The organism is Microbacterium sp. Leaf161, assembly GCF_001423645.1.
GTDB classification, from domain to species: Bacteria; Actinomycetota; Actinomycetes; order Actinomycetales; family Microbacteriaceae; genus Microbacterium; species Microbacterium forte.
In genome coordinates, this window is sequence record NZ_LMOW01000002.1 from 256,058 (window position 1) to 275,903 (window position 19,846).

19 protein-coding genes and 1 tRNA gene are annotated in these 19,846 nt (G+C 68.2%); 11 read left to right on the forward strand and 9 right to left on the reverse strand.

The window, feature by feature from the left end; all coding sequences use genetic code 11:
• Positions 1-144 precede the first annotated feature (144 nt).
• Positions 145-217, forward strand: a tRNA-Glu gene (locus ASF87_RS13920).
• A gap of 82 nt (positions 218-299) precedes the next feature.
• On the opposite strand, the gene ASF87_RS13925 is transcribed toward ASF87_RS13920, so the two are convergent.
• From ASF87_RS13925 to ASF87_RS13940, 4 genes are all read right to left on the reverse strand, one after another.
• Positions 300-1,541: an MFS transporter gene (locus ASF87_RS13925; RefSeq protein ID WP_056376665.1), complete on the reverse strand. Its 1,242-nt coding sequence runs from the start codon at positions 1,539-1,541 to the stop codon at positions 300-302.
• Positions 1,538-2,086 carry a winged helix-turn-helix domain-containing protein gene (locus tag ASF87_RS13930; RefSeq protein ID WP_056376666.1) on the reverse strand — a complete coding sequence of 183 codons (549 nt, stop codon included), beginning with the start codon at positions 2,084-2,086 and terminating at the stop codon, positions 1,538-1,540. The genes ASF87_RS13925 and ASF87_RS13930 overlap by 4 nt, the downstream gene beginning before the upstream one ends.
• A 114-nt stretch (positions 2,087-2,200) precedes the next feature.
• Positions 2,201-3,283, reverse strand: coding sequence for a DUF4349 domain-containing protein (locus ASF87_RS13935; RefSeq protein ID WP_056376667.1), 1,083 nt, complete (start codon positions 3,281-3,283; stop codon positions 2,201-2,203).
• Positions 3,280-3,837 carry an RNA polymerase sigma factor gene (locus ASF87_RS13940; RefSeq protein WP_056376668.1) on the reverse strand — a complete coding sequence of 186 codons (558 nt, stop codon included), beginning with the start codon at positions 3,835-3,837 and terminating at the stop codon, positions 3,280-3,282. Before ASF87_RS13940 ends, ASF87_RS13935 begins: the two co-directional genes overlap by 4 nt.
• A 340-nt stretch (positions 3,838-4,177) precedes the next feature.
• Between ASF87_RS13940 and ASF87_RS13945 the strand changes: the two genes are divergently transcribed.
• On the forward strand, positions 4,178-5,182 hold the full coding sequence (locus tag ASF87_RS13945; protein WP_056376669.1) for a TerC/Alx family metal homeostasis membrane protein: 1,005 nt from the start codon (positions 4,178-4,180) through the stop codon (positions 5,180-5,182).
• Positions 5,183-5,193: 11 nt separating this feature from the next.
• Here the strand turns inward: ASF87_RS13945 and ASF87_RS13950 are convergent, their stop codons facing one another.
• Complete coding sequence (locus ASF87_RS13950; RefSeq protein ID WP_056376670.1) at positions 5,194-5,787, reverse strand: LON peptidase substrate-binding domain-containing protein; 594 nt, start codon at positions 5,785-5,787, stop codon at positions 5,194-5,196.
• Positions 5,788-5,823: 36 nt separating this feature from the next.
• Here ASF87_RS13950 and ASF87_RS13955 point away from each other — a divergent pair, with 36 nt between their 5' ends.
• Positions 5,824-6,321, forward strand: coding sequence for a DUF427 domain-containing protein (locus tag ASF87_RS13955; protein ID WP_056376671.1), 498 nt, complete (start codon positions 5,824-5,826; stop codon positions 6,319-6,321).
• Positions 6,322-6,342: 21 nt separating this feature from the next.
• Here the strand turns inward: ASF87_RS13955 and ASF87_RS13960 are convergent, their stop codons facing one another.
• On the reverse strand, positions 6,343-7,656 hold the full coding sequence (locus tag ASF87_RS13960) for an LLM class flavin-dependent oxidoreductase (RefSeq protein WP_056376672.1): 1,314 nt from the start codon (positions 7,654-7,656) through the stop codon (positions 6,343-6,345).
• Positions 7,653-8,948, reverse strand: a complete 1,296-nt coding sequence (locus ASF87_RS13965; RefSeq protein WP_042541707.1) for an O-acetylhomoserine aminocarboxypropyltransferase/cysteine synthase family protein — start codon at positions 8,946-8,948, stop codon at positions 7,653-7,655. Before ASF87_RS13965 ends, ASF87_RS13960 begins: the two co-directional genes overlap by 4 nt.
• Positions 8,949-9,135: 187 nt before the next feature.
• Here ASF87_RS13965 and leuC point away from each other — a divergent pair, with 187 nt between their 5' ends.
• The 6 genes from leuC (at position 9,136) to ASF87_RS13995 (ending at position 15,491) form a co-directional block, all read left to right on the forward strand.
• Positions 9,136-10,587, forward strand: a complete 1,452-nt coding sequence (gene leuC / locus ASF87_RS13970; protein ID WP_042541706.1) for a 3-isopropylmalate dehydratase large subunit — start codon at positions 9,136-9,138, stop codon at positions 10,585-10,587.
• Positions 10,588-10,589: 2 nt separating this feature from the next.
• Positions 10,590-11,186: a 3-isopropylmalate dehydratase small subunit gene (gene leuD / locus ASF87_RS13975; protein ID WP_042541705.1), complete on the forward strand. Its 597-nt coding sequence runs from the start codon at positions 10,590-10,592 to the stop codon at positions 11,184-11,186.
• Between the two features lie 65 nt (positions 11,187-11,251).
• On the forward strand, positions 11,252-12,619 hold the full coding sequence (gene murA / locus ASF87_RS13980) for a UDP-N-acetylglucosamine 1-carboxyvinyltransferase (protein ID WP_056376673.1): 1,368 nt from the start codon (positions 11,252-11,254) through the stop codon (positions 12,617-12,619).
• Positions 12,620-12,624: 5 nt separating this feature from the next.
• Positions 12,625-13,380, forward strand: coding sequence for a lysophospholipid acyltransferase family protein (locus tag ASF87_RS13985; protein ID WP_056376674.1), 756 nt, complete (start codon positions 12,625-12,627; stop codon positions 13,378-13,380).
• 31 nt (positions 13,381-13,411) lie between these two features.
• Entirely contained in the window at positions 13,412-14,503 is a 1,092-nt protein-coding gene (locus tag ASF87_RS13990) for an NAD(P)H-dependent glycerol-3-phosphate dehydrogenase (RefSeq protein ID WP_442922804.1), read from the forward strand.
• Positions 14,409-15,491, forward strand: a complete 1,083-nt coding sequence (locus tag ASF87_RS13995) for a D-alanine--D-alanine ligase family protein (RefSeq protein WP_056376676.1) — start codon at positions 14,409-14,411, stop codon at positions 15,489-15,491. Before ASF87_RS13990 ends, ASF87_RS13995 begins: the two co-directional genes overlap by 95 nt.
• Before the next feature lie 15 nt (positions 15,492-15,506).
• Here the strand turns inward: ASF87_RS13995 and ASF87_RS14000 are convergent, their stop codons facing one another.
• Positions 15,507-16,013, reverse strand: coding sequence for a DUF3515 family protein (locus tag ASF87_RS14000; RefSeq protein ID WP_056376677.1), 507 nt, complete (start codon positions 16,011-16,013; stop codon positions 15,507-15,509).
• A 23-nt stretch (positions 16,014-16,036) separates the two neighbouring features.
• On the opposite strand from ASF87_RS14000, the gene thiL reads away from it, so the two are divergent.
• Positions 16,037-17,032, forward strand: a complete 996-nt coding sequence (gene thiL / locus ASF87_RS14005; protein ID WP_056376678.1) for a thiamine-phosphate kinase — start codon at positions 16,037-16,039, stop codon at positions 17,030-17,032.
• Here the strand turns inward: thiL and rsmD are convergent.
• The gene (gene rsmD, locus ASF87_RS14010; RefSeq protein ID WP_056376679.1) at positions 17,002-17,604 is read right to left on the reverse strand and encodes a 16S rRNA (guanine(966)-N(2))-methyltransferase RsmD; all 603 of its coding nucleotides are present in this window, start codon (positions 17,602-17,604) and stop codon (positions 17,002-17,004) included. The genes thiL and rsmD overlap by 31 nt on opposite strands.
• A 61-nt stretch (positions 17,605-17,665) precedes the next feature.
• On the opposite strand from rsmD, the gene ASF87_RS14015 reads away from it, so the two are divergent.
• Positions 17,666-19,840, forward strand: coding sequence for an ATP-dependent DNA helicase RecG (locus ASF87_RS14015; RefSeq protein WP_056376680.1), 2,175 nt, complete (start codon positions 17,666-17,668; stop codon positions 19,838-19,840).
• Positions 19,841-19,846: the final 6 nt, after the last annotated feature.

A 19,846-nucleotide genomic window follows, 5' to 3' on the forward strand; every position in this document is an offset into this window, starting at 1 on the left:
CAACTCCTTCGCGGCCTCTCTGGCAAACCGCCGATCCAGCGCGCCACGCCCGGGAATCGACGAGGGCTCGGCTCGATTTGGCGGCGCGAGAATCGTCATGGCATACTTGTTGAGTTGTCGCGGCACGGAAACGTTCCGCCAGACGGCCCCATCGTATAGCGGCCTAGTACGCTGCCCTCTCACGGCGGTAACGCGGGTTCGAATCCCGCTGGGGTCACAACAAGCGAAAGCCCTCGGTTCTCCGAGGGCTTTCGTCGTATGTGCGGGCGCATCGCGGCCCTCACGGAGGTCAGCGGGAGTCAGGTCTTCGGCCCGATGCTCAGCCGCCGGAACGTGCGGTTGCTCAGCGGCAGCGTCATGAGCGCCATCATCCCGCCGCCGAAGAGAGCGAACGGCACCCAGACTGCCGTGATCGAGGCGAGCAGACCGAACCCCGCCATGACGACGGGTATGAGACAGTCGTCACCGAGACGGGTGATCGAGCCCATCCGGCCGAGGTAGGCGGTGTCGACGGTGGCGGAGAAGGTGGCGCTCAGGAGGACCGAGGCGTAGCCCGCGGTTGCGCCGATGACGAAGGCCGCCGTCGCGACCGTCCACGCCGGGCCCCAGCCGAGTGCGATGATCCCGGCGCCTTGGACGACGAGCGCCCAGAAGCCGGCGAGTGCCTCTCTTCGCGGTCGCCACTTCACGACCGAGACGGCGCCGAGTGCCGCGCCCAGTCCGAGCAGCGCTTCGAACAGCCCCACCGCCTGAGCGCCCCATCCCTCGTCGTGCGCGCGCAGGGCGAGCCCGATCCCGACCGCCGGGCCGACCGCGAGGTTGAGCCCCGAGAGCGCGATGACGAGCGTGCGGGTGGTCGGGTGGGTGCCGAGATGGGCGAATCCACTTGCGATGCCGCGCAGCACGGGCTCTCTCGCCGCGCGGGCGAGAAGGAAGCGGGGCCGGAGCCAGATCGCGATGAAGGCGACGACGAGACTGAACGTGAGGGCGTTGACGGCCGCGCTGCCCACCAGTCCCGCGTACGCGACGAGCACACCGCCGATCGCCGCGCCCGCCATGGTTCCGAGGCGCGACGCGGTCTGGGCCAGCGCGCCGTATGAGGGGAGATCCGCGGGCCGCACGAGCTGGCGGGCGACGGTTCCTGCCGACGGCTCATAGAACGCGTCGCAGATTCCGAAGGCGATCGCCGCGAACAGCAGTACGCCGACCGTCGGTGGGATCGCGAGGACCCAGAGCGCCACGGCCACGAGCACGCCGACACGCAGCACGTTGAAGAGCATCATCACCCGCCGCGCATCGGAGCGGTCGGCGATCACACCGCCGAAGAGCAGCACGATCGCCCGAGGGATCGTCCCGGCGGCGACGATGAGCCCGGCGATCGCGGGAGAGGCCGTCTGCACGGCAGTCCAGGCGAGGGCGATGGTCCACAGGGCATCTCCGCCATCCGAGAGCGCCTTGACGGCGATCCAGGCGTGCACACGACGGTCTCCGCGGAACGCCGGTGGCTCCGACAGCTGCACGGGTTCGATCGCGGTGCTCATGGCGTCGTCGGGAACGCATGGGCGAAGAAGAAGATCGGAGTGCGCTCCTGTCCGTCCTCGAGGTCCACGGACGCCCGCCATTCCTCCATCGTGCGCAGAAGGCGCGCACTCAGATCACGGAGTTCGTCGGGAGAAGCCCAGGCCGTCGTCTCGGTGTTCGAGGCGTCGTACGCGGCATAGGCGGGGTCATCATGACGGCGCTGCCACCGCTGAAGACGATCGATCTGCATCCGGATGCCCTGGCGCTGCGCCTCCCGTGCGAGCAGCGCGTCGGCGGGGGAGTCGGCGTAGTCCTCCGCCGACCAGGTGAGCCCATGTCGAGCGGGCTTCCACCAGCTGGTGCGACGGTCGCCGGACGGGTCTTCGTCGCGTTCGACGAGCCCGGCTCGTTCGAGCATCCTCAGGTGGTGGCTGATGCTCCCGACCTGGCTCCCGAGCGAGCGAGCGATCGTGGTGACCTGCGAGGTGCCGAAGAGCCGCAGATAGTCGTAGATGCGCCGCCGCAGAGGGTGGTGCACCGCTGTGATCACCGAGATGTCTTCCATGGACGCAACGGTAGAACCGGGTCCGGGTTCTCACAAGACTTCTTGTATACCCCGGAAAAACAGCGGTGAGGGCCGCTTCTCGCTGGGAGCAGCGGCCCTTTCGTAGGATGCGACTCAGCTCTCGGCGGGCGGTTCGCCGGCTGCCGTACGAGTGCGCCGCGCGCGCCGGATGAGCCAGATCACCAGCACCACCACTCCCGCGAGGGCGAGCCACGGCAGGACGAAGCCGACCGCCACGACCAGCGCGTTCAACGACACCACGAGGCCGTTCCAGCCGGCGAGGAGGCCGTCTGCGAAGCCGGCCGGATCGGCGGTCGTCGGCGGTGTCGTCCGGGTCAGCTGCACCTGCAGACTCGACATCGCGACCTGGTCCTCGAGCGATGCGAGCTGCTGCTCGTACGACTCGAGCTGCCCCTGGCGATCGGTGAGCGCGACCTCTGCCTCGATGAGCTCCGCGACCGTGCCGGTCTGCGACATCAGCTCGGTGAGTCGCTGCACCGATGCCCTGGTGGCATCCACGCGCGCACGCAGATCGATCGCCGTCGAGGTGACATCCTGCTTCGAGATCGATGAGGAGAGCACTTCGCCCGAGGTGGCGAGCTCATCGATGACGGCGGCGAGGTCGGCGGAGGGTACGCGGATGCTGATCCAGCCGTACCCGGGGTCGGAAGGCGCCGGCTCCGAGGTGCCGTCGACGGCGACGCTCTTGCCGACCTCAGTGCTCTCGACATACCCGCCATGCGACTCGGCGAGTGCGCCGATCGTGTCGGCGGCGTCCGCGATGTCCTTCACCTCCACTGTCGCGTTGGCGGTCGCGATGATCTCGCGATCAGTGACTGCGACATCTCCGACCGCCGGTGCGGACTCGGCCGAGTCCGTCGCGGCCCCAGGTGCGCCCTGGTCGGCGGAGCCAGAGCGTGACTCCTCCGTGACGACCATGTCTCCGCCCTCGGCCGAGCTCGTCGCCGACCCGCCCACCGCAGTGAGGATCGGAGGAGTGACGAGGACGCCGACGACGAACGCCGCCGCGATCCCGGCACCGGTCATCCACCGACGCCGGCGGTGTCGAGCGCGTGCTGCGGCTGGCGCCTGTCGCGGCCGCTCGGCGGCGATGTCGTCGAACACGGCTGTCTCGATGCGCGCCACTGCGGCATCGGTGAGCTCGGGCAGTCGCTCGGTGCTGGTCTTGTCGTTCATGCGTCGCTCGCTTCCTTCACGGCACCGCGAAGTCGGGTGCGGACTCGTGAGAGACGGTTCCGGACGATGGCATGGCTCACGCCGAGCTCCTCGGCCGCGGCCTGGTAGGCATAGCCTTCGGCGGCGCAGAGTCGGAAGATCGCGCGGTCGAGGTCGCTCAGCGTGCCGACCTCGGCGGCGATCCGCTCCGCGAGGTCTGCGGTGATCACCTGCTCCTCGACGCTGATCGTCGAAGGCAGGGTCTCGTCCACCGCTTCCGTCGTGTGGGCCTGGTCGCGCGTGCGCTGACGAAGGCGATTCGCGGCCTGGAAGCGGCAGATCGTCGCGAGCCACGGGAGGATCGATTCTCCCTGAAGCTCGAACCCCGGAAGCTTGCGCCAAGCCGTGACGAAGGTCTCCTGGGTCACATCCTCGGCATCGGCGGGGGAGCCGAGCATGCCATGCGCGATCCAGTAGACCGGGCGGACATACGAGCGGTACAGCTCGCGGAAGGCGCTCTCGTCACCTGCCGCGGCCTGTGCCGCCCATTTCTGATCACTCGTCTGCACTGGCATCCCGATTCCGTTTTGTGTCTCTCACCTGGGAGGTGTCGGAAGATGCCCCATCGTCTCAGATCAGTGTGCGGGCTGCGCGCGCACCTTCGCGAGCGTCCGCTGCCGGAGGACGCCGAGGGAGGGCGTTCGCGGCGGTGTCCGGGTGCGAGTTCGAGGTCACGTCGACCATGCCGCCACGGCCCTTCCGCTCCGCTAACATTGGTCACGCGAGAGGGAGTATCCCGCAAGCGCATCCACCGTCATCACGAGCACCGACATCGCTGCTCCGGTCGTGCGACGCACTCTGTGCGTGGGAGAGACTTTCGGCGTTCTTCCTACCCTCCCGAAAGGCTGTACGCCCTTGGAAATCCCCGTCTGGTTCGAGATCACCTCGATGATCGTCCTCACGATCATCCTGATCGGCGACCTGCTTCTGATCCGCCTTCGCCCCCACATCCCCTCGACGAAGGAGTCGACCCTGTGGGTCGTGTTCTACGTCGCCCTCGCGCTTCTCTTCGCTGTGCTCCTCGGCAACGTGGCCGGTTGGCGCAACGCGGGCGACTTCATCACCGGCTGGGCGCTCGAATACAGCCTGTCCATCGACAACCTCTTCGTCTTCGTGCTGATCATGGCGCAGTTCGCCGTCCCGCGACGCCTGCAGCAGCAGGTGCTGATGGTCGGGATCATCATCGCGCTCGTCCTGCGTGGGGCGTTCATCCTCGTGGGAGTGGCGGTCGTCGAGCACTTCTCGCCGATCTTCTACGTCTTCGGCGCGTTCCTCATCTACACCGCGATCAAGCAGGCGATGCCCGAGGGCGATCACGAAGACGACGTGAAGAAGGAGAACTTCATCGTGCGCCTGCTCCGGCGCCGGATCGACATCAGCGAGACCTACGACGGCTCCAAGCTCCGCACCACGGTCGACGGCAAGCGCATGTGGACGCCGATGGTCATCGTGTTCATCACGATCGGTGTCACCGACCTGATCTTCGCGATCGACTCGATTCCCGCGATCTTCGAGATCACCACCAACGGGTTCCTCGTCTTCGCCGCGAACATCTTCGCGCTCATGGGCCTGCGTCAGCTCTACTTCCTGCTCGGCGATCTGCTCGATCGCCTGCGCTACCTGCATTACGGCATCGCCGTGATCCTCGGTTTCATCGGCATCAAGCTCATCCTGCACGCGCTGCATGAGAACGAGCTGCCCTTCATCAACGGCGGCGAGCACGTCGAATGGGTGCCAGACATCGACAACATGGTGTCGCTGGGAGTCATCGTCGTGTCGATGACCGTCGCGACGGTCGCCAGCCTCATCGCGTCGTCGCGCGAGAAGTCGGCGGCGAAGAAGGCAGCGATCGTCGAGTGAGCGCAGCCCGCTCACTCGGCTGACCAGAGGAGCTCCGCTTCGAGGGTGAGATCGATGACCTGGCCGAGCAGGGCGCCGAGCGAGTTGGACTGCAGCAGGGCGAACTGGTCGTACTCGCCCAGCGGTGCGATCGCGGCGAGCTGCCAGGCTGCGGCGAGCGGATCGTCTGACAGTTCGGTGTCGGCATCCCACGGCGAGTCCACGCGTGCGAGGACTCGCCGCACGATCGCCTCTGCTTCGGTCCGCAGAGGGGTCAGCGCGTCGTGCCACGTCAGCTCAGGCAGCTGCGTGACCTCGGCGCGAGGAAAGGGCGCGTCGTCGAGCCACTGATCGACGGTGAAGCGGGCCGTGCCGACCGCGAGGGTGTGCAGCACCTGGGCGTCCGCCGCGACGCTCACCAGCCGGGCCATCGTGCCGATCTTGCTGCGTCGATCGCCGCCGCCGACCTCGTGACCGCGCTCGATGAGCACGACGCCGAACTGCGGGTCGTCGTCGTCGAGCAGGTGCCCGATCATCGTGAGGTACCTCGGCTCGAAGACGCGAAGCGGAAGCGCGGTGTAGGGAAAGAGCACCGAGCCGAGCGGGAACATCGGTAGTTCAGCCATGACCCCAGTCAACACCGCGGGACGTACAGTGAACAGATGCGCAGACCTCAGCCGATCGTCCCCTCGCCCGGTCAGGAATCCGTGTGGGACTATCCGCGGCCACCGAGGGTCGAGCCGGTGCCCGAGCGCGTCACCATCCGCCTCGGCGGCGTTCTGGTCGCCGATACGCGAGATGCCGTGCGGGTGCTCGAGACGAGTCACCCTCCTGTGTACTATCTGCCGATCGCCGACTTCATCGAGGGCGGGCTCTCGGATGCGCCGGGTTCATCGTTCTGCGAGTTCAAGGGTGCCGCGCGCTATCTCGACGTGCGTGGCGGCCTCCTGACGGCCGCGGGCGCGGCATGGAACTACCCGCATCCTTCGCCCGGTTTCGAGGTGCTGCGCGACCGCGTGGCCGTGTACGCGGGGCCGATGGACGCGTGCACGGTCGGTGACGAGGTCGTCGTTCCGCAGCCGGGAGGATTCTACGGCGGCTGGGTCACGTCGTCGGTCGTCGGGCCTTTCAAGGGCGTGCCGGGTTCCATGGGCTGGTAAGGCTCGGCCCCGCCGTTCCTGTCAGAACGCGCGGAGGTTGGCCTGCAGGCCGCCATCGACGTGGTCGCGGCGGAGGATCCCACGGCGACGCAGCACCGGCACGAGCTCGTCGAGTGTGCGGTGCAGCGTGACGGGGTGGAAGTCGCCCCACAGCAGCACGCCGTCGTTGCCCCACTCTCCGAGTTCCTCGATCAGATCGGCGAACTCCTCGGCCGTCCCGACGAAGCCCGAGCGGTCGGCGGTGCGGCCGGCGCGGGCGAGGGCGGTGAGGTGGGCGCGCAGCGGAGCATCCTCGCCACGGTCGCCCATCAGGCGCTGGATGCTTCCGCGCGAGACGTGCTCCCCGAAGAGCGACACATCGAGCGGCCGCTCGAGGTCGAGTGCGGTGAGGTCGGTCTCGAGATCGCTCGACTGCTTGCGCGCGATCTGCAGGAGAGCCGCATCATCGGGGTGCGCGGACGCAGCGACGATCCGGTCGGCCTCTTCGGCGGATGCCGTGATCACGGGCTGGATCGCGAACAGGATCTTGATGTCGTCGGCTGAGCGCCCGGCGGCGATCGCCGCGTCGTGGATCTTCGCGCGGTAGGCGCGCACGGATGCTTCGTCCAGCGGAGCGAGGGCGAGTTGGACATCGGAGTTGGCGCCGGCGAATCCGAGGCCGCGACCCGACCCGCCGGGGGAGACGATCGCCGGCTCGCCGTCGGTGAACGGCACGGCGTTCAGAGGGCCGTCGAACGCGTAGTGCTCTCCGCGATGCCGGACGGTGCTCAGCTTCGATCCGTCCGCGAAGACATCCGTCTCGCGGTCGCCGACCAGCGCTCCGTCGCCCCAGCTGCGCCAGAGCGAGCGGATGCCTGAGAGCCATTCCTCGGCCCGGTCGTAGGCGGCATCGTGTCCGAGCTGCGCCGCGGCCGAGAAGTGACGCGCGCTGCCGGTGTCGGTCACCACGTTGAGCCCGAGACGGTGACCGCTGAGATGCTGAAGGGTGGAGAACTGCCGCGCCGCCGTATAGGGAAGGTACGCCGCGGGATTGACGGTGGGCACGACTCCGAGGTGCCGTGTCGCCTGGAACAGGTAGGGAGCGAGGAGCAGCGGGTCGTGCTTGGGCCCGCCGAAGGCATGGCGGACGCGGAGGTCGATCGTGTCCGGCGAGCCGAGAGACGGCGCGTCCTCGATGATCACGAGGTCGAAGCCTGCCTGCTCGAGCGTCCGGGCCGCCTCCTGATAGACCTCGGGACGCGTCCAGTCGTAGTCCCAGTCCAGAGACGGGTATCCCCACCCCTGCGGACCGAAACCGCGGGCGAGGAACCAGCCGAAGTGCTGGGGCCTGGTCATGCGACGGCCTCTCGCGCCGGCTCGAGCACCCGAGCGAGGTCGGCGATCAGATCGGAGACGTCTTCTATGCCGACCGACAGTCGAAGGGTTCCCGGCTGCACACCGAGGATGTCGCGCTCTTCGGGTGTCCTGTGCGAGTGGCTGGTGGTCGCGGGGTGCAGCACCAGCGAGCGCACGTCGCCGATGTGGGTCATGTGCGTGAAGACTTCCACGCTCTCGACGAAGTCGCGTGCGGCGTCGAGCCCTCCGCGGAGGGTGAACGTGAAGATCGAGCCGTACCCGCCGTGGAGATACCGCTGCGCGAGAGCATGGTCGGGGTGAGTCTCGAGGCCCACGTGATCGACGCTCTCGACCGCATCCTGAGCGGCCAGCCAACGGGCCACCTCGAGCGCGTTCCGGGACTGGCGCTCGACCCGGAGGCCGAGGGTCTCGGCGCCCTGTCCGATCAGGAACGCGTTGAGAGGAGACGGCGAGGCGCCGAAGCGGGGAGCCACCGACTCGCGGGCGTAGGCGATCCGAGCGTTGCCGCCGTGGCGGGCGAAGACGCTCGGGAAGCCCCCGCGGCCGGGGAGCACCAGGTGCGGTGCGTTGTGACCGGCCTTATCCGCGTCGAAACGACCGTCATCGAGGATCACACCGCCGAGCACGGACCCGTGACCCGCGAGGAACTTCGATGCGGAGTGCACGACCATGGCGGCACCGTGCTCGATCGGACGCAACAGGAAGGGCGTCGCGAGCGTGTTGTCGACGATGAGCGGGATGGCGAACTCATCCGCGACCGCGCTCACAGCGGCGATGTCGAGGATGTCGTTCCGGGCGTTCGCGATCGACTCCGCGAACAGCGCGCGCGTGGTCGGGCGGATCGCAGCCTGCCACGCCGCAGGGTCGGCGATCTCGTCGATGAACGTCGTCTCGATGCCGAGCCGTGCGAGGTTGTCGAGCAGGAGCCCTCGGGTGCCCTCGTAGATGTGCGTCGAGGCCACGATGTGGTCTCCGGCTCCGGCCACGGTCAGCAAAGCGGTGACGACCGCGGCCTGTCCGCTCGCGACGAGCACCGCGTCCGCGGCGGATTCGAGAGCTGCGAGCTGTCGCTCGACGGCGCTCACCGTCGGGTTGCCCGTGCGGGTGTAGCCGAAGCCGGCGCCGGTGCCGAAGTGGTCTGCGGCATGATCGAAGTCATCGAACTCGAAGCCCGCAGTCAGATAGATCGGCGTCGCCCTCGACGACGCGGCGCCCTGATTCCGGGCGGCGTGGACCGCTCTGGTGGCGAAGCCGGTCGTGTCGTCGGTCATGCGGATGCCTCTCGAATGTGCGGGTGACAGTAGCGTGTCACGCGGCGACTCCGGTCGCTGAAGCGGTGGTAATCTGACGTCATGCGGATCGTGCTCCTTCTTAGCGGCCGCGACGAGACCTCGTTCTGAGCCCCTCCTCGTCGCGGAGTCCATCGTGGGCCGAACCGCCAGCTTCAGGAGAGACGCAATGAACATCCCCGCAGCAGACACTGCTCCCGCACGTCCGAGGACCCTCGCTGAGAAGGTCTGGGACGACCACCTCGTCGTCAAGGGCGAGAACGGCGAGCCCGACCTCATCTACATCGATCTGCACCTGGTGCACGAGGTCACGAGCCCTCAGGCGTTCGACGGACTGCGATCGGAGGGCCGTCCGCTGCGTCGCCTCGACCTGACGATCGCCACCGAAGACCACAACACGCCCACGTGGGACATCGACAAGCCCATCGCCGACCTCACGAGCCGCACTCAGATCGAGACGCTGCGCCGTAACGCCGCCGAGTTCGGCGTTCGTCTGCACTCTCTGGGCGATGCCGAACAGGGCATCGTGCACGTCGTCGGCCCGCAGCTCGGGCTCACCATGCCGGGGATCACCGTGGTCTGCGGAGACTCGCACACGTCGACTCACGGGGCCTTCGGCGCCATGGCCTTCGGCATCGGCACCAGCGAGGTCGAGCACGTGATGGCGACCCAGACGCTTCCGCTCAAGCCCTTCAAGACGATGGCCATCACCGTCGAGGGCACTCTGCGCCCCGGAGTCACCGCGAAGGACATCATCCTCGCAGTGATCGCGAAGATCACGACCGGTGGCGGGCAGGGCTATGTCCTGGAGTTCCGCGGCAGCGCGATCCGCTCTCTGTCCATGGAGGGCCGGATGACCATCTGCAACATGTCGATCGAGGCCGGTGCCCGTGCGGGCATGGTCGCCCCCGACGAGACGACGTTCGACTACCTGAAGGGGCGTCCGCACGCTCCCCAGGGCCAGGACTGGGACGACGCCGTCGCCTACTGGCGCACCCTGCCGACCGACGAGGGTGCGACCTTCGATGCTGAGGTCTTCATCGACGCCGACGATCTCGAGCCCTTCGTGACATGGGGAACCAACCCCGGTCAGGGCAGCTCGCTGTCGGCGTCGGTTCCCGACCCGGCTCAGATCGCCGACGCCAACGAGCGCGCCGCCGCAGAGCGCGCCCTCGAGTACATGGATCTGACCCCTGGTACGCCGCTCAAGGAGGTGCCGGTCGATGCGGTCTTCATGGGCTCGTGCACGAACAGCCGCATCGAGGACCTCCGTGCGTTCGCGTCGATCATCGAAGGCAAGAAGAAGGCCGACGGCGTGCGTGTCATGGTCGTACCCGGTTCGGCCCGCGTCCGGCTGGAGGCCGAGGCGGAAGGCCTCGACAAGATCATCAAGGACTTCGGAGCCGAATGGCGGTTCGCCGGCTGCTCGATGTGCCTCGGCATGAACCCCGATCAGCTCGCGCCGGGCGAGCGCTGTGCGTCGACGTCGAATCGCAACTTCGAGGGTCGGCAGGGCAAGGGTGGTCGCACACACCTGGTGTCGCCGCTGGTCGCCGCGGCGACCGCGATCCGCGGCACGCTGTCGAGTCCCAGCGACCTGAACGAGATGGCGGAGGTCTGACCATGGAGAAGTTCGTCACCCACACCGGTATCGCCGCTCCGCTGAAGCGCTCGAACGTCGACACCGACCAGATCATCCCCGCCGTCTTCCTCAAGCGGGTCACCAAGACCGGCTTCGAGGACGCGCTGTTCCACGGCTGGCGCCAGGACCCCGAGTTCGTGCTCAACCAGCCCGCCTTCCAGGGGGCGTCGGTGCTCGTGGCCGGACCGGACTTCGGCACCGGATCGAGCCGAGAGCACGCCGTCTGGGCACTGCGCGACTTCGGGTTCGCGGTCGTCCTGAGCCCGCGCTTCGCCGACATCTTCCGGGGCAACTCAGGCAAGCAGGGGCTCGTCGCGGCGACCATCTCGGAAGAGGATCTCGAGCGGATCTGGGCCGAGATCGACCGGAATCCCGGGGCTTCCATCACGGTGGACATCGAGGCGCGGGTCGCGTCGATCGGTGAGATCCAGGCTGACCTCGGGATCGACGATTACACTAGATGGCGGCTCCTTGAAGGGCTCGATGACATCGGGCTCACGCTGCGCAACGAAGACAAGATCGCGCAGTTCGAGGCCCGTCGCGAGTCGTGGCGGCCCCGGACCCTTCCCGTTCAGTGAACGGCGGGGCGGGGGAGCCGAGGGCGACCCCGCCCCGATTTCCGTTGAATGAAGTGAGGCTCCGAATGACGACACCTGTGCGCGACGCTCTTCCGGACGGAGTCCCCCCACTCACCGGTGACGTCCTCGCCATTCGTGGAGGCCGCCCCCTGCGCGGCCGCGTCGACGTCAAGGGAGCGAAGAACCTCGCGACCAAGGCGATGGTCGCCTCGCTGCTCGGTGAGACCGTCAGCGTGCTGCGCGACGTCCCGGCCATCAGCGATGTCGCGGTGGTGCGCTCGCTGCTCGAGGTGCACGGTGTCCGGGTCTCCGACGGCGATGAGCCGGGTGCACTCGTCTTCGACCCGAGCGATGTCGAGTCGGCCCACTTCGAGGAGATCGACGCCCACGCCGGTGCCTCCCGGATTCCGATTCTGTTCTGCGGACCGCTCCTGCACCGTCTCGGTCAGGCATTCATCCCGGACCTCGGTGGGTGCCGCATCGGCGACCGCCCGATCGACTTCCACCTCGACGCACTGCGCAAGTTCGGCGCCATCGTCGAGAAGCTGCCGAGCGGCATCCGTCTCTCCACCGGCGGCACCCGCCTGCACGGCGCCAACATCCACCTGCCGTACCCGAGCGTGGGTGCCACCGAGCAGGTGCTGCTGACCGCGGTCAGGGCCGAGGGGACGACCGAGCTGCGCAACGCCGCCATCGAGCCCGAGATCATGGATCTGATCGCCGTGCTGCAGAAGATGGGCGCGATCATCTCGTACGAGCCGAACCGCGTCATCCTCATCGAGGGCGTCGAGACGCTGCGCGGCTACGACCACCGGTCGATCTTCGACCGCAACGAGGCGGCCTCGTGGGCATCCGCGGCGCTGGCCACCGACGGCGAGATCTTCGTCGGCGGAGCCAAGCAGCAGGAGATGCTCACCTTCCTCAACATCTTCCGCAAGGCCGGCGGCTGGTTCGACATCCAGGAGGACGGCATCCTCTTCCGCCGTGAAGGCGAGCTCAAGCCCGTCGTCGTCGAGACCGACGTGCACCCCGGCTTCATGACCGACTGGCAGCAGCCGCTCGTCGTGGCGCTGACGCAGGCGAACGGCCGCTCGGTCGTGCACGAGACGGTCTACGAGAACCGTCTCGGCTTCACCGATGCACTCGTCAAGATGGGTGCCGACATCGTCGTGCACCCGCGAGGGCTGCAGGACGGGCCGCGGCGCGTGCCGCGTCGTGACCTCGAGCAGGCGGCCGTCATCACCGGGCCGACTCCGCTGCACGCCGCAGACATCGTCGTGCCCGACCTGCGCGGCGGGTACAGCCACGTGATCGCGGCGCTGACGGCCGAAGGCGAGTCGAAGGTGTCGGGAGTCGACATCCTCAGCCGTGGCTACGAGAAGTTCCTCGCCAAGCTCGATGCCGTGGGCGCCGACTTCGACGTCATCCGGTGAGCCCGATGGGTTCCCGATCGCGCGAGACGACGCGGCCCAGCATTTTCTGGCCGCTCGCGGCGATCGCCGTGCCGTTGATCTCGCTGCTCGCGAAGATCCGCATCACCGGTGCCGAGAAGCTCCCTCGTGAGGGTGCCTATGTGCTGGCTCCCAACCACTACTCGGAGTTCGATCCGCTCATCGTGGCACTCGCGGTGTGGCGGATCGGACGCGCGCCCCGATTCATGGCGAAGGAGAGCCTGTTCAAGGTCCCTGTGCTCGGATGGATTCTGCGCCGCACCGGAATGATCCCGGTGGCTCGTTCGTCGTCCGCATCCGCCGCGAAGCAGACGCTGAAGCAGTCGGCCGAGCTGGTGGAACACGGACGCGGAGTGATCGTGTACCCCGAGGGGACTCTGACGCGTGACCCCGACATGTGGCCGATGCGCGGCAAGTCGGGCGCTGTGCGGCTGGCACTGACCGACGGCATCCCGCTGATCCCGATGGCCCAGTGGGGCACCCAGCACATCATGGGTCGTTACCAGAAGGGTCTGAGCCTGTGGCCACTGCGCAAGCGCGTGGACGTCATCATCGGCGACCCGGTCGACGTGTCCGACCTGCGCGGTCGCGCGGGCGAGTCTGCGGCGCTGAACGAGGCCACCGACCGGCTGATGAACGCGATCACGGCGTTGCTCGCAGAGCTGCGCGGTGAGAAGGCACCGGCCGTGCGCTGGAACCCCGCCTCGCACGGACAGAAGGAGACGGGTCGCCTTGACTCCTAAGCGCAGCACGCCCGCGGGCCCCAGAGTCGCCGTGATCGGTGCAGGCAGCTGGGGCACCACATTCGGGAAGATCCTCGCGGACGGCGGTGCGCAGGTCACGATGTGGGCCCGCCGAGCCGAACTCGCGCACGAGATCGACGAGGCCAAGCGCAACTCGCGCTACCTGCCCGGCATCAACCTGCCGCGCACGATGGCGGCGACGCATGAGCTGGCGATCGCATTGCGTGATGTCGACCAGGTCTACCTCTCGGTGCCGAGCCAGTCGCTGCGCGAGAACCTCAAGGCGCTGCGACCGCTGCTGTCCGACAACGACGCGAAGATCGTCAGCCTCATGAAGGGCGTCGAACGCACCTCAGGGCTGCGGATGAGTCAGGTCATCGAGCAGGAGCTGCGGTGCGATCCCGATCGCATCGCTGTCGCCTCGGGGCCGAACCTCGCGCTCGAGATCGCCCGTGAGCAGCCGACGGCTGCCGTGATCTCCTCACGCAGTCAGGAGACGGCCGAAGAGGTCGCACGCGCCGCGCGCAACTCGTACTTCCGGACGTTCGTGAACACCGACGTGATCGGCACGGAGTTCGGGGGAGTGCTGAAGAACCTCATCGCGGTGGCGATCGGCATCGTCGACGGCGTCGGATACGGCGAGAACACGAAGGCGTCGATCATCACCCGCGGACTCGTCGAGATGACCGACTTCGCGGTAGCGAACGGCGCCCACCCCGAAACTCTCCAAGGGCTCGCGGGACTGGGAGACCTCATCGCGACGTGCCAGTCTCCACTGAGCCGCAACAACACGGCCGGGCGCCTGCTCGGCCAGGGATACAGCTTCCAGGACGTCGTCAAGCAGATGCAGCAGACAGCCGAGGGCCTCGCGTCCGTCGCGCCGGTGCTGCAGCTCGCCCGCGAGTCCGAAGTGCACATGCCCATCGTCGAGCAGGTGAAGATGGTGCTCGACGGCAAGATGAACCCGCGTGACATCGCACCCCACCTGACGACGGACGACGACACCCCGCAGGGTGAGAGGACCAACCATGGACAAGCAGACGGTGGTGGTGCTCTTCGGAGGGCGCTCCAGCGAGCATTCGATCAGTTCCGCAACGGCGGGCGGAGTCCTGGGCGCGATTGACCGCGACCGCTATGCGGTGATCCCGGTCGGAATCACCCGCGAGGGAGCCTTCGTCCTCGAGGACGACGACCCGTCGAAGTTCCCGCTGGATGCCGCACATCTGCCCGAGGTCGCCGACAACGGCACCAGGGTGCTGTGGCCCGAGCCCGGCGGCGACCGGACGCTCCGTGTCGTGCGTCAGGACGGGACTGTCGAGGGCTTCGGCGAGATCGACATCGTGCTCCCGATCCTGCACGGCACTCACGGCGAGGACGGGACGATCCAGGGCTACTTCGACACTCTCGAAGTGCCTTACGCCGGTGGTGGAGTTCTCGATTCTGCGCTCTGCATGGACAAGCACTTCATGAAGATCGCGCTGCGCGCGGCGGGCCTCTCGGTGGCACCGGGGATCACGGTCCGCTCGCGGGAGTGGGAGCGGGATGCCGCGTCGGTTCGCGCCTCCGCCGTCGATCTCGGGATGCCGCTGTTCGTCAAGCCGGCGCGCGCGGGTTCCAGCGTGGGCGTCTCGAAGGTCGAAAGGCCCGACGAGCTCGACGCCGCGCTGGCCATCGCCTTCGCGGAGGACGACAAGGTCCTCATCGAGAGCGGAGTGGTCGGTCGCGAGATCGAGGTCGCGGTTCTGGAGAGCGCCGACGGCGTACGCGCATCGCTGCCCGGCGAGATCGTGCTGACGTCCCGCGGGTTCTACGACTTCGAAGGCAAGTACCTCGGTGGCGACGGCGTCGACGTGGTGTGCCCCGCGCAGCTCGAGGATTCCGAGATCGCGGCCATCCAGGACGCCGCCATCCGAGCGTTCGAGGCTGTCGACGGCCGTGGCCTCGCCCGTGTCGACATGTTCCTCACCGCCGAGGGAGAGCTCGTCGTCAATGAGCTCAACACGATGCCCGGATTCACGCCGATCTCGATGTTCCCCAAGTGCTGGGTGGCATCCGGACTCAGCTACGGCGACCTGATCTCAGAGCTGATCGAAGCGGGCCTGCGCCGCTGATCGGGCGGCGTCCGCTCAGCCTTCGGCCGATCCCGCGTCGGGGGATTCCTCGGTGGGCACCCGGTCTGTGCACCGAGCCGTCGCCGGTTCGAGGCCGGACTGGATGCTCGTCGAGAGACTCTCGACCACCGTGCGGAAGTCGATCTCCTCGCCCCGGCGGATGATCACCTCGACGGCTGGGTCACGACCGTAGGTCACCAGACGCTGTCGTTCTTCCTCCTGGTCGAGCACGAGCCAGTCGACGCTGCCGATCGTGGTGCAGACTTCGGTCGACGGTGCCGGCGGTTCGACGCCGCAGCGCAACACGACCGTCGGGTCGCCCCAGGCGCCGGTGGCCTGGGCATCGGTCCAGACGCGGTCCAGATCGCCGACGGCATCCGGAAGCAGCACGGAGACCTCCGCGCACGCCGGATTGTTCGCATCGTCGGCCGGCTCCAGATGGATCGTGGTCGAGCATCCGGAGAGCGCTGCGACGAGGACCAGCGACCCCGCGATGACGGCGAGACGACGAGAGCGGGGCATGCATCCAGGCTACCTTTGACTGCATGCCCTCCCGACCTCGCGACGATGATCCGCCCCTCGGCGACCTTTCGGAGGGGGAGATCCTGCGGGCCATCCTGGCGAGGACTGCGCGGGCCAGTCATACGATCATCGGACCCGGCGACGATGCGGCGGTGATCGCGGCTCCGTCTGGGTCCGTGGTCGCCACGACGGACACCCTCGTGCACGGTCCTGACTTCCGACTCGCGTGGTCGTCGGGCTATGACCTCGGGTGGAAGGCTGCGGCAGTCAACCTCGCCGACGTGGCCGCCATGGGTGCGCGCCCGACCGCGCTGCTCGTCGCGCTGGCTGTTCCGCGCGATCTGAGGCTCTCTTTCGTCGAACGCCTCGCCGACGGATTCCGTGAGGCGTGTGCGGCCCTGGCGCCGGGCTGCGCCGTGGTCGGTGGCGATCTCACCGTCTCGGATGTCCTCACTGTGGCCGTCACCGCTCTCGGCGATCTCGAGGGCCGGGCGCCGGTGACGCGCTCAGGTGCGCGGGTCGGTGATGTGGTCGCGGTGGCCGGAGAGCTCGGACACGCCGCCCACGGACTCTCCGTCCTCTTCGGCAGGTTCCGTGATGGTGACACACCGGTCCCCGTCGATCCATCCGCGCTCGGACGGGGTGAGAGCGCGGCGCTGGCCGCCCAGCTCCGTCCGTCGCCCCCGATCGGCCTCGGACCCTTCGCCGCCACAGCCGGAGCGACCGCGATGATGGACATCTCGGATGGTCTCGCCCTCGATGCGCGACGGATGGCAGCGGCCTCGGCCGTCACGATCGCCCTCGACAGCGCGACGCTCGGAGAATCTCCGCAGCGTGCCCTCGCCGGTGGCGAGGATCATGCGCTGCTCGCCACCTTCCCTCCGGCGACGCTGCCGTCGGGGTTCCGCGTCATCGGGACTGTGGCCCCGCAGGGCGAGCACGATCTGCTGGTCGACGACGCACCCGCAGACGTGAGCGGCTGGGATCCCTATCGCGACTGGGATTCGGCCTCGGGCTGAGGCGTCTCGGAGGCGAGTGCCGGCTCGGCCCACCAGAGAGCGGTGTCGCCGTATGCCTTCTCACGGATCAGCTCCAGGCCGGCGGCCTGCAGATCAGGAGGCGTGGACCGCCGCGCACGCTCGATGATCACGAGGGCGTCAGGGGCGAGACACGGTGCGAGCGCGATGAGATCCGCGGTCATCGCGTCGTCCTCGAGGTCGTAGGGCGGGTCCGAGAAGACGAGGTCGTACGGACCGGAGGCTCGCAGCAGGAACGACCGGACCGTGCTCTGGTGCACCCTCGCGCCGTTCGCGCCGGCCTTCGCGACGGTGGCGATGTTGCGACGCACGACGGCCGCAGCCTCTCGGCCGTGCTCGACGAGGTCGGCGCTTGCCGCGCCGCGGCTGAGCGTCTCCAATCCCAGTGCACCCGATCCGGCGTAGAGATCCAGCACTCGGGCTCCGGCGATCGCGTCGGCCGATTCCAGCGCCCCGAAGAGCGACTCCCGTACGCGGTCGCTGGTGGGTCGCGTCCCCGCGTGGGGAACGTCGAGCCGCGCGCCGCGTGCCTTTCCGGCGATGATCCTCGTCACCCGTTCACGATACGACAGCCGGGGCGCACGTCGTGTCCGTGCGGCCTCCTAGACTCGGATCATGTCGCTCACGCTGGATTCGTCGCTCGAGGAGGCGCTGGGCTCCACGCCGGCGAAGTCTCTCGATCGGGCGTTCAGCATGAAGACGGTCGGCGATCTCGTGTCGCACTATCCCCGGCGGTATGCCGACCCTGGCGAGCTCACCCCCATCCGTGAGCTTCCGCTCGGTGAGACCGTGACGATCGTCGCCGAGGTGCTGTCGTCGAGTGCCAGGGCGATGCGCAATCGACGGGGCGCGATGGTCGACGTCGTGATCGGCGACGGCATCGGCAAGATGTCCCTGACGTTCTTCGCGAAGAACCTCGGGGCAGCCAAGTGGCGCTCCGAGGATCTCGCGGTCGGTCGGCGAGGCGTCTTCTCGGGCAAGGTCGGCGAGTTCAACGGGATGACGCAGTTCGCGCACCCTGAGTACGAGCTCTTCGACGACGAGGATGCGGCCAGGCGGCGTGCGGACGCCCGCGCAGCCGTGCTGATCCCCATCTATCCCGCGACGTCGACGCTGCAGACCTGGCAGATCGCGAAATTCGTCACTCGCGTGCTCGACGGCCTCGGTGACGTGCCCGAGCCTCTTTCGGCGGATGTCCGTCAGCGGGAGGAGCTGCTGACCGCGAGAGAGGCACTCGAGCAGATCCATCGACCGAAGACCCGCAACGACATCGATCCGGCAGTCCGCACGCTGCGGATGCATGAGGCGCTCACGCTGCAGACCGCACTCCTGCAGCAGCGCGACGCGGTGCGATCGCTCTCGGCCACGGCGCGTGCGGCGAAGCCCGGAGGTCTGCTCGAGCGTTTCGACGCCTCGTTGCCCTACGATCTCACGCCCGATCAGCAGACCGTCGGCGAGCAGGTCGCGAAGGATCTCGTCGGCTTGTGGCCGATGAACCGGCTCGTGCAGGGCGAGGTCGGCTCGGGCAAGACGCTCGTCGCCCTGCGTGCAATGCTCCAGGTCGCCGAGTCCGGCGGCCAAGCCGCGCTGATCGCGCCGACCGAGGTCCTGGCGGGCCAGCACCTGCGGTCGATATCGAAGATGCTCGGGCCGGAGCTGGCTCCGCTCGTGATGCCCACACTCCTGACCGGGCAGATGCCGGCTGCGGCGCGGCGCAAGGCCGCCCTGCGCGTCGCCTCCGGGCAGGCCCTGATCGTCGTCGGCACCCACGCACTGCTCGGCGAGAAGACGACCTTCGCAGATCTCGGGCTCGTCGTGGTCGACGAGCAGCACCGGTTCGGCGTCGAGCAGCGCGAGGCTCTCCGCGCCAAGGGCTCCAGCCCGCACGCCCTCGTCCTCACCGCCACGCCCATCCCTCGCACCGTGGCCATGACGGTCTTCGGAGATCTCGACACCTCGGTGATCCGCACGATGCCGAAGGGACGGGCGGGAATCGAGTCGTTCGTCGCCCCACTCGCCGAGCATCCCGGGTGGTTCAATCGCGTCTGGGAGCGCGCCGCCGAGGAGATCGCCCAGGGGCGCCAGGTCTTCGCAGTGTGCGCCGCGATCGACACCACCAAGAAGACGGCCGAGGCGGGCGAGCCCGCGCTCCTGCAAGCCGAGGGCGCATCCGGTCCGCGCTGGGGAGTGGTGCAGCTCGACGAGGCGCTGGCGACGCACCCGAAGCTCGGCGGTCTGCGCCGAGCGGTTCTGCACGGACGCATGCCGTCTGACGAGAAGGATGCGGTGATGCAGGCCTTCGCCCGGGGCGAGATCGACCTACTGCTCGCGACGACCGTCATCGAGGTCGGGGTCGACGTGCCCAACGCTTCGACCATGATCGTCCTCGATGCCGATCGCTTCGGCGTCTCCCAGCTGCATCAGTTGAGGGGCCGGGTGGGTCGAGGCGGCGTTCCGGGGCTGTGTCTGCTCGTGACAGAGGCGGAAGCCGGCTCGGTGGCGCGCGAGCGAGTCGACGCGGTCGCAGCGACCCTCGACGGTTTCGCCCTCGCCGAGGTCGATCTCGAGCTGCGCGGTGAAGGAGACGTGCTCGGCGCAGCACAGGCGGGCGTGCGGTCGTCGTTGAAGCTGCTGCGCGTGGTCAAGGACTCCGGTCTGATCGTCAGAGCTCGCGAGCTCGCCGAGGTGATCCTCGCCGCAGACCCCGGTCTCGACGCGAACCCGGGGCTCAGATCCGCCATCGAGCGACGAGTGAGCGACGACGATCGCGCGGCCCTGGCGAAGAACTGACCCGAG

Excerpts from the sequence above, each read along its gene's own strand:
- ASF87_RS13925 (WP_056376665.1), bottom strand. The coding sequence starts at position 1,541 with ATGAGCACCGCGATCGAACCCGTGCAGCTGTCGGAGCCACCGGCGTTC.
- ASF87_RS13930 (WP_056376666.1), bottom strand. The coding sequence starts at position 2,086 with ATGGAAGACATCTCGGTGATCACAGCGGTGCACCACCCTCTGCGGCGG.
- ASF87_RS13935 (WP_056376667.1), bottom strand. The coding sequence starts at position 3,283 with ATGAACGACAAGACCAGCACCGAGCGACTGCCCGAGCTCACCGATGCC.
- ASF87_RS13940 (WP_056376668.1), bottom strand. The coding sequence starts at position 3,837 with ATGCCAGTGCAGACGAGTGATCAGAAATGGGCGGCACAGGCCGCGGCA.
- ASF87_RS13950 (WP_056376670.1), bottom strand. The coding sequence starts at position 5,787 with ATGGCTGAACTACCGATGTTCCCGCTCGGCTCGGTGCTCTTTCCCTAC.
- ASF87_RS13955 (WP_056376671.1), top strand. The coding sequence starts at position 5,824 with ATGCGCAGACCTCAGCCGATCGTCCCCTCGCCCGGTCAGGAATCCGTG.
- ASF87_RS13960 (WP_056376672.1), bottom strand. The coding sequence starts at position 7,656 with ATGACCAGGCCCCAGCACTTCGGCTGGTTCCTCGCCCGCGGTTTCGGT.
- ASF87_RS13965 (WP_042541707.1), bottom strand. The coding sequence starts at position 8,948 with ATGACCGACGACACGACCGGCTTCGCCACCAGAGCGGTCCACGCCGCC.
- leuC (WP_042541706.1), top strand. The coding sequence starts at position 9,136 with ATGAACATCCCCGCAGCAGACACTGCTCCCGCACGTCCGAGGACCCTC.
- leuD (WP_042541705.1), top strand. The coding sequence starts at position 10,590 with ATGGAGAAGTTCGTCACCCACACCGGTATCGCCGCTCCGCTGAAGCGC.
- murA (WP_056376673.1), top strand. The coding sequence starts at position 11,252 with ATGACGACACCTGTGCGCGACGCTCTTCCGGACGGAGTCCCCCCACTC.
- ASF87_RS13985 (WP_056376674.1), top strand. The coding sequence starts at position 12,625 with ATGGGTTCCCGATCGCGCGAGACGACGCGGCCCAGCATTTTCTGGCCG.
- ASF87_RS13995 (WP_056376676.1), top strand. The coding sequence starts at position 14,409 with ATGGACAAGCAGACGGTGGTGGTGCTCTTCGGAGGGCGCTCCAGCGAG.
- ASF87_RS14000 (WP_056376677.1), bottom strand. The coding sequence starts at position 16,013 with ATGCCCCGCTCTCGTCGTCTCGCCGTCATCGCGGGGTCGCTGGTCCTC.
- thiL (WP_056376678.1), top strand. The coding sequence starts at position 16,037 with ATGCCCTCCCGACCTCGCGACGATGATCCGCCCCTCGGCGACCTTTCG.
- ASF87_RS14015 (WP_056376680.1), top strand. The coding sequence starts at position 17,666 with ATGTCGCTCACGCTGGATTCGTCGCTCGAGGAGGCGCTGGGCTCCACG.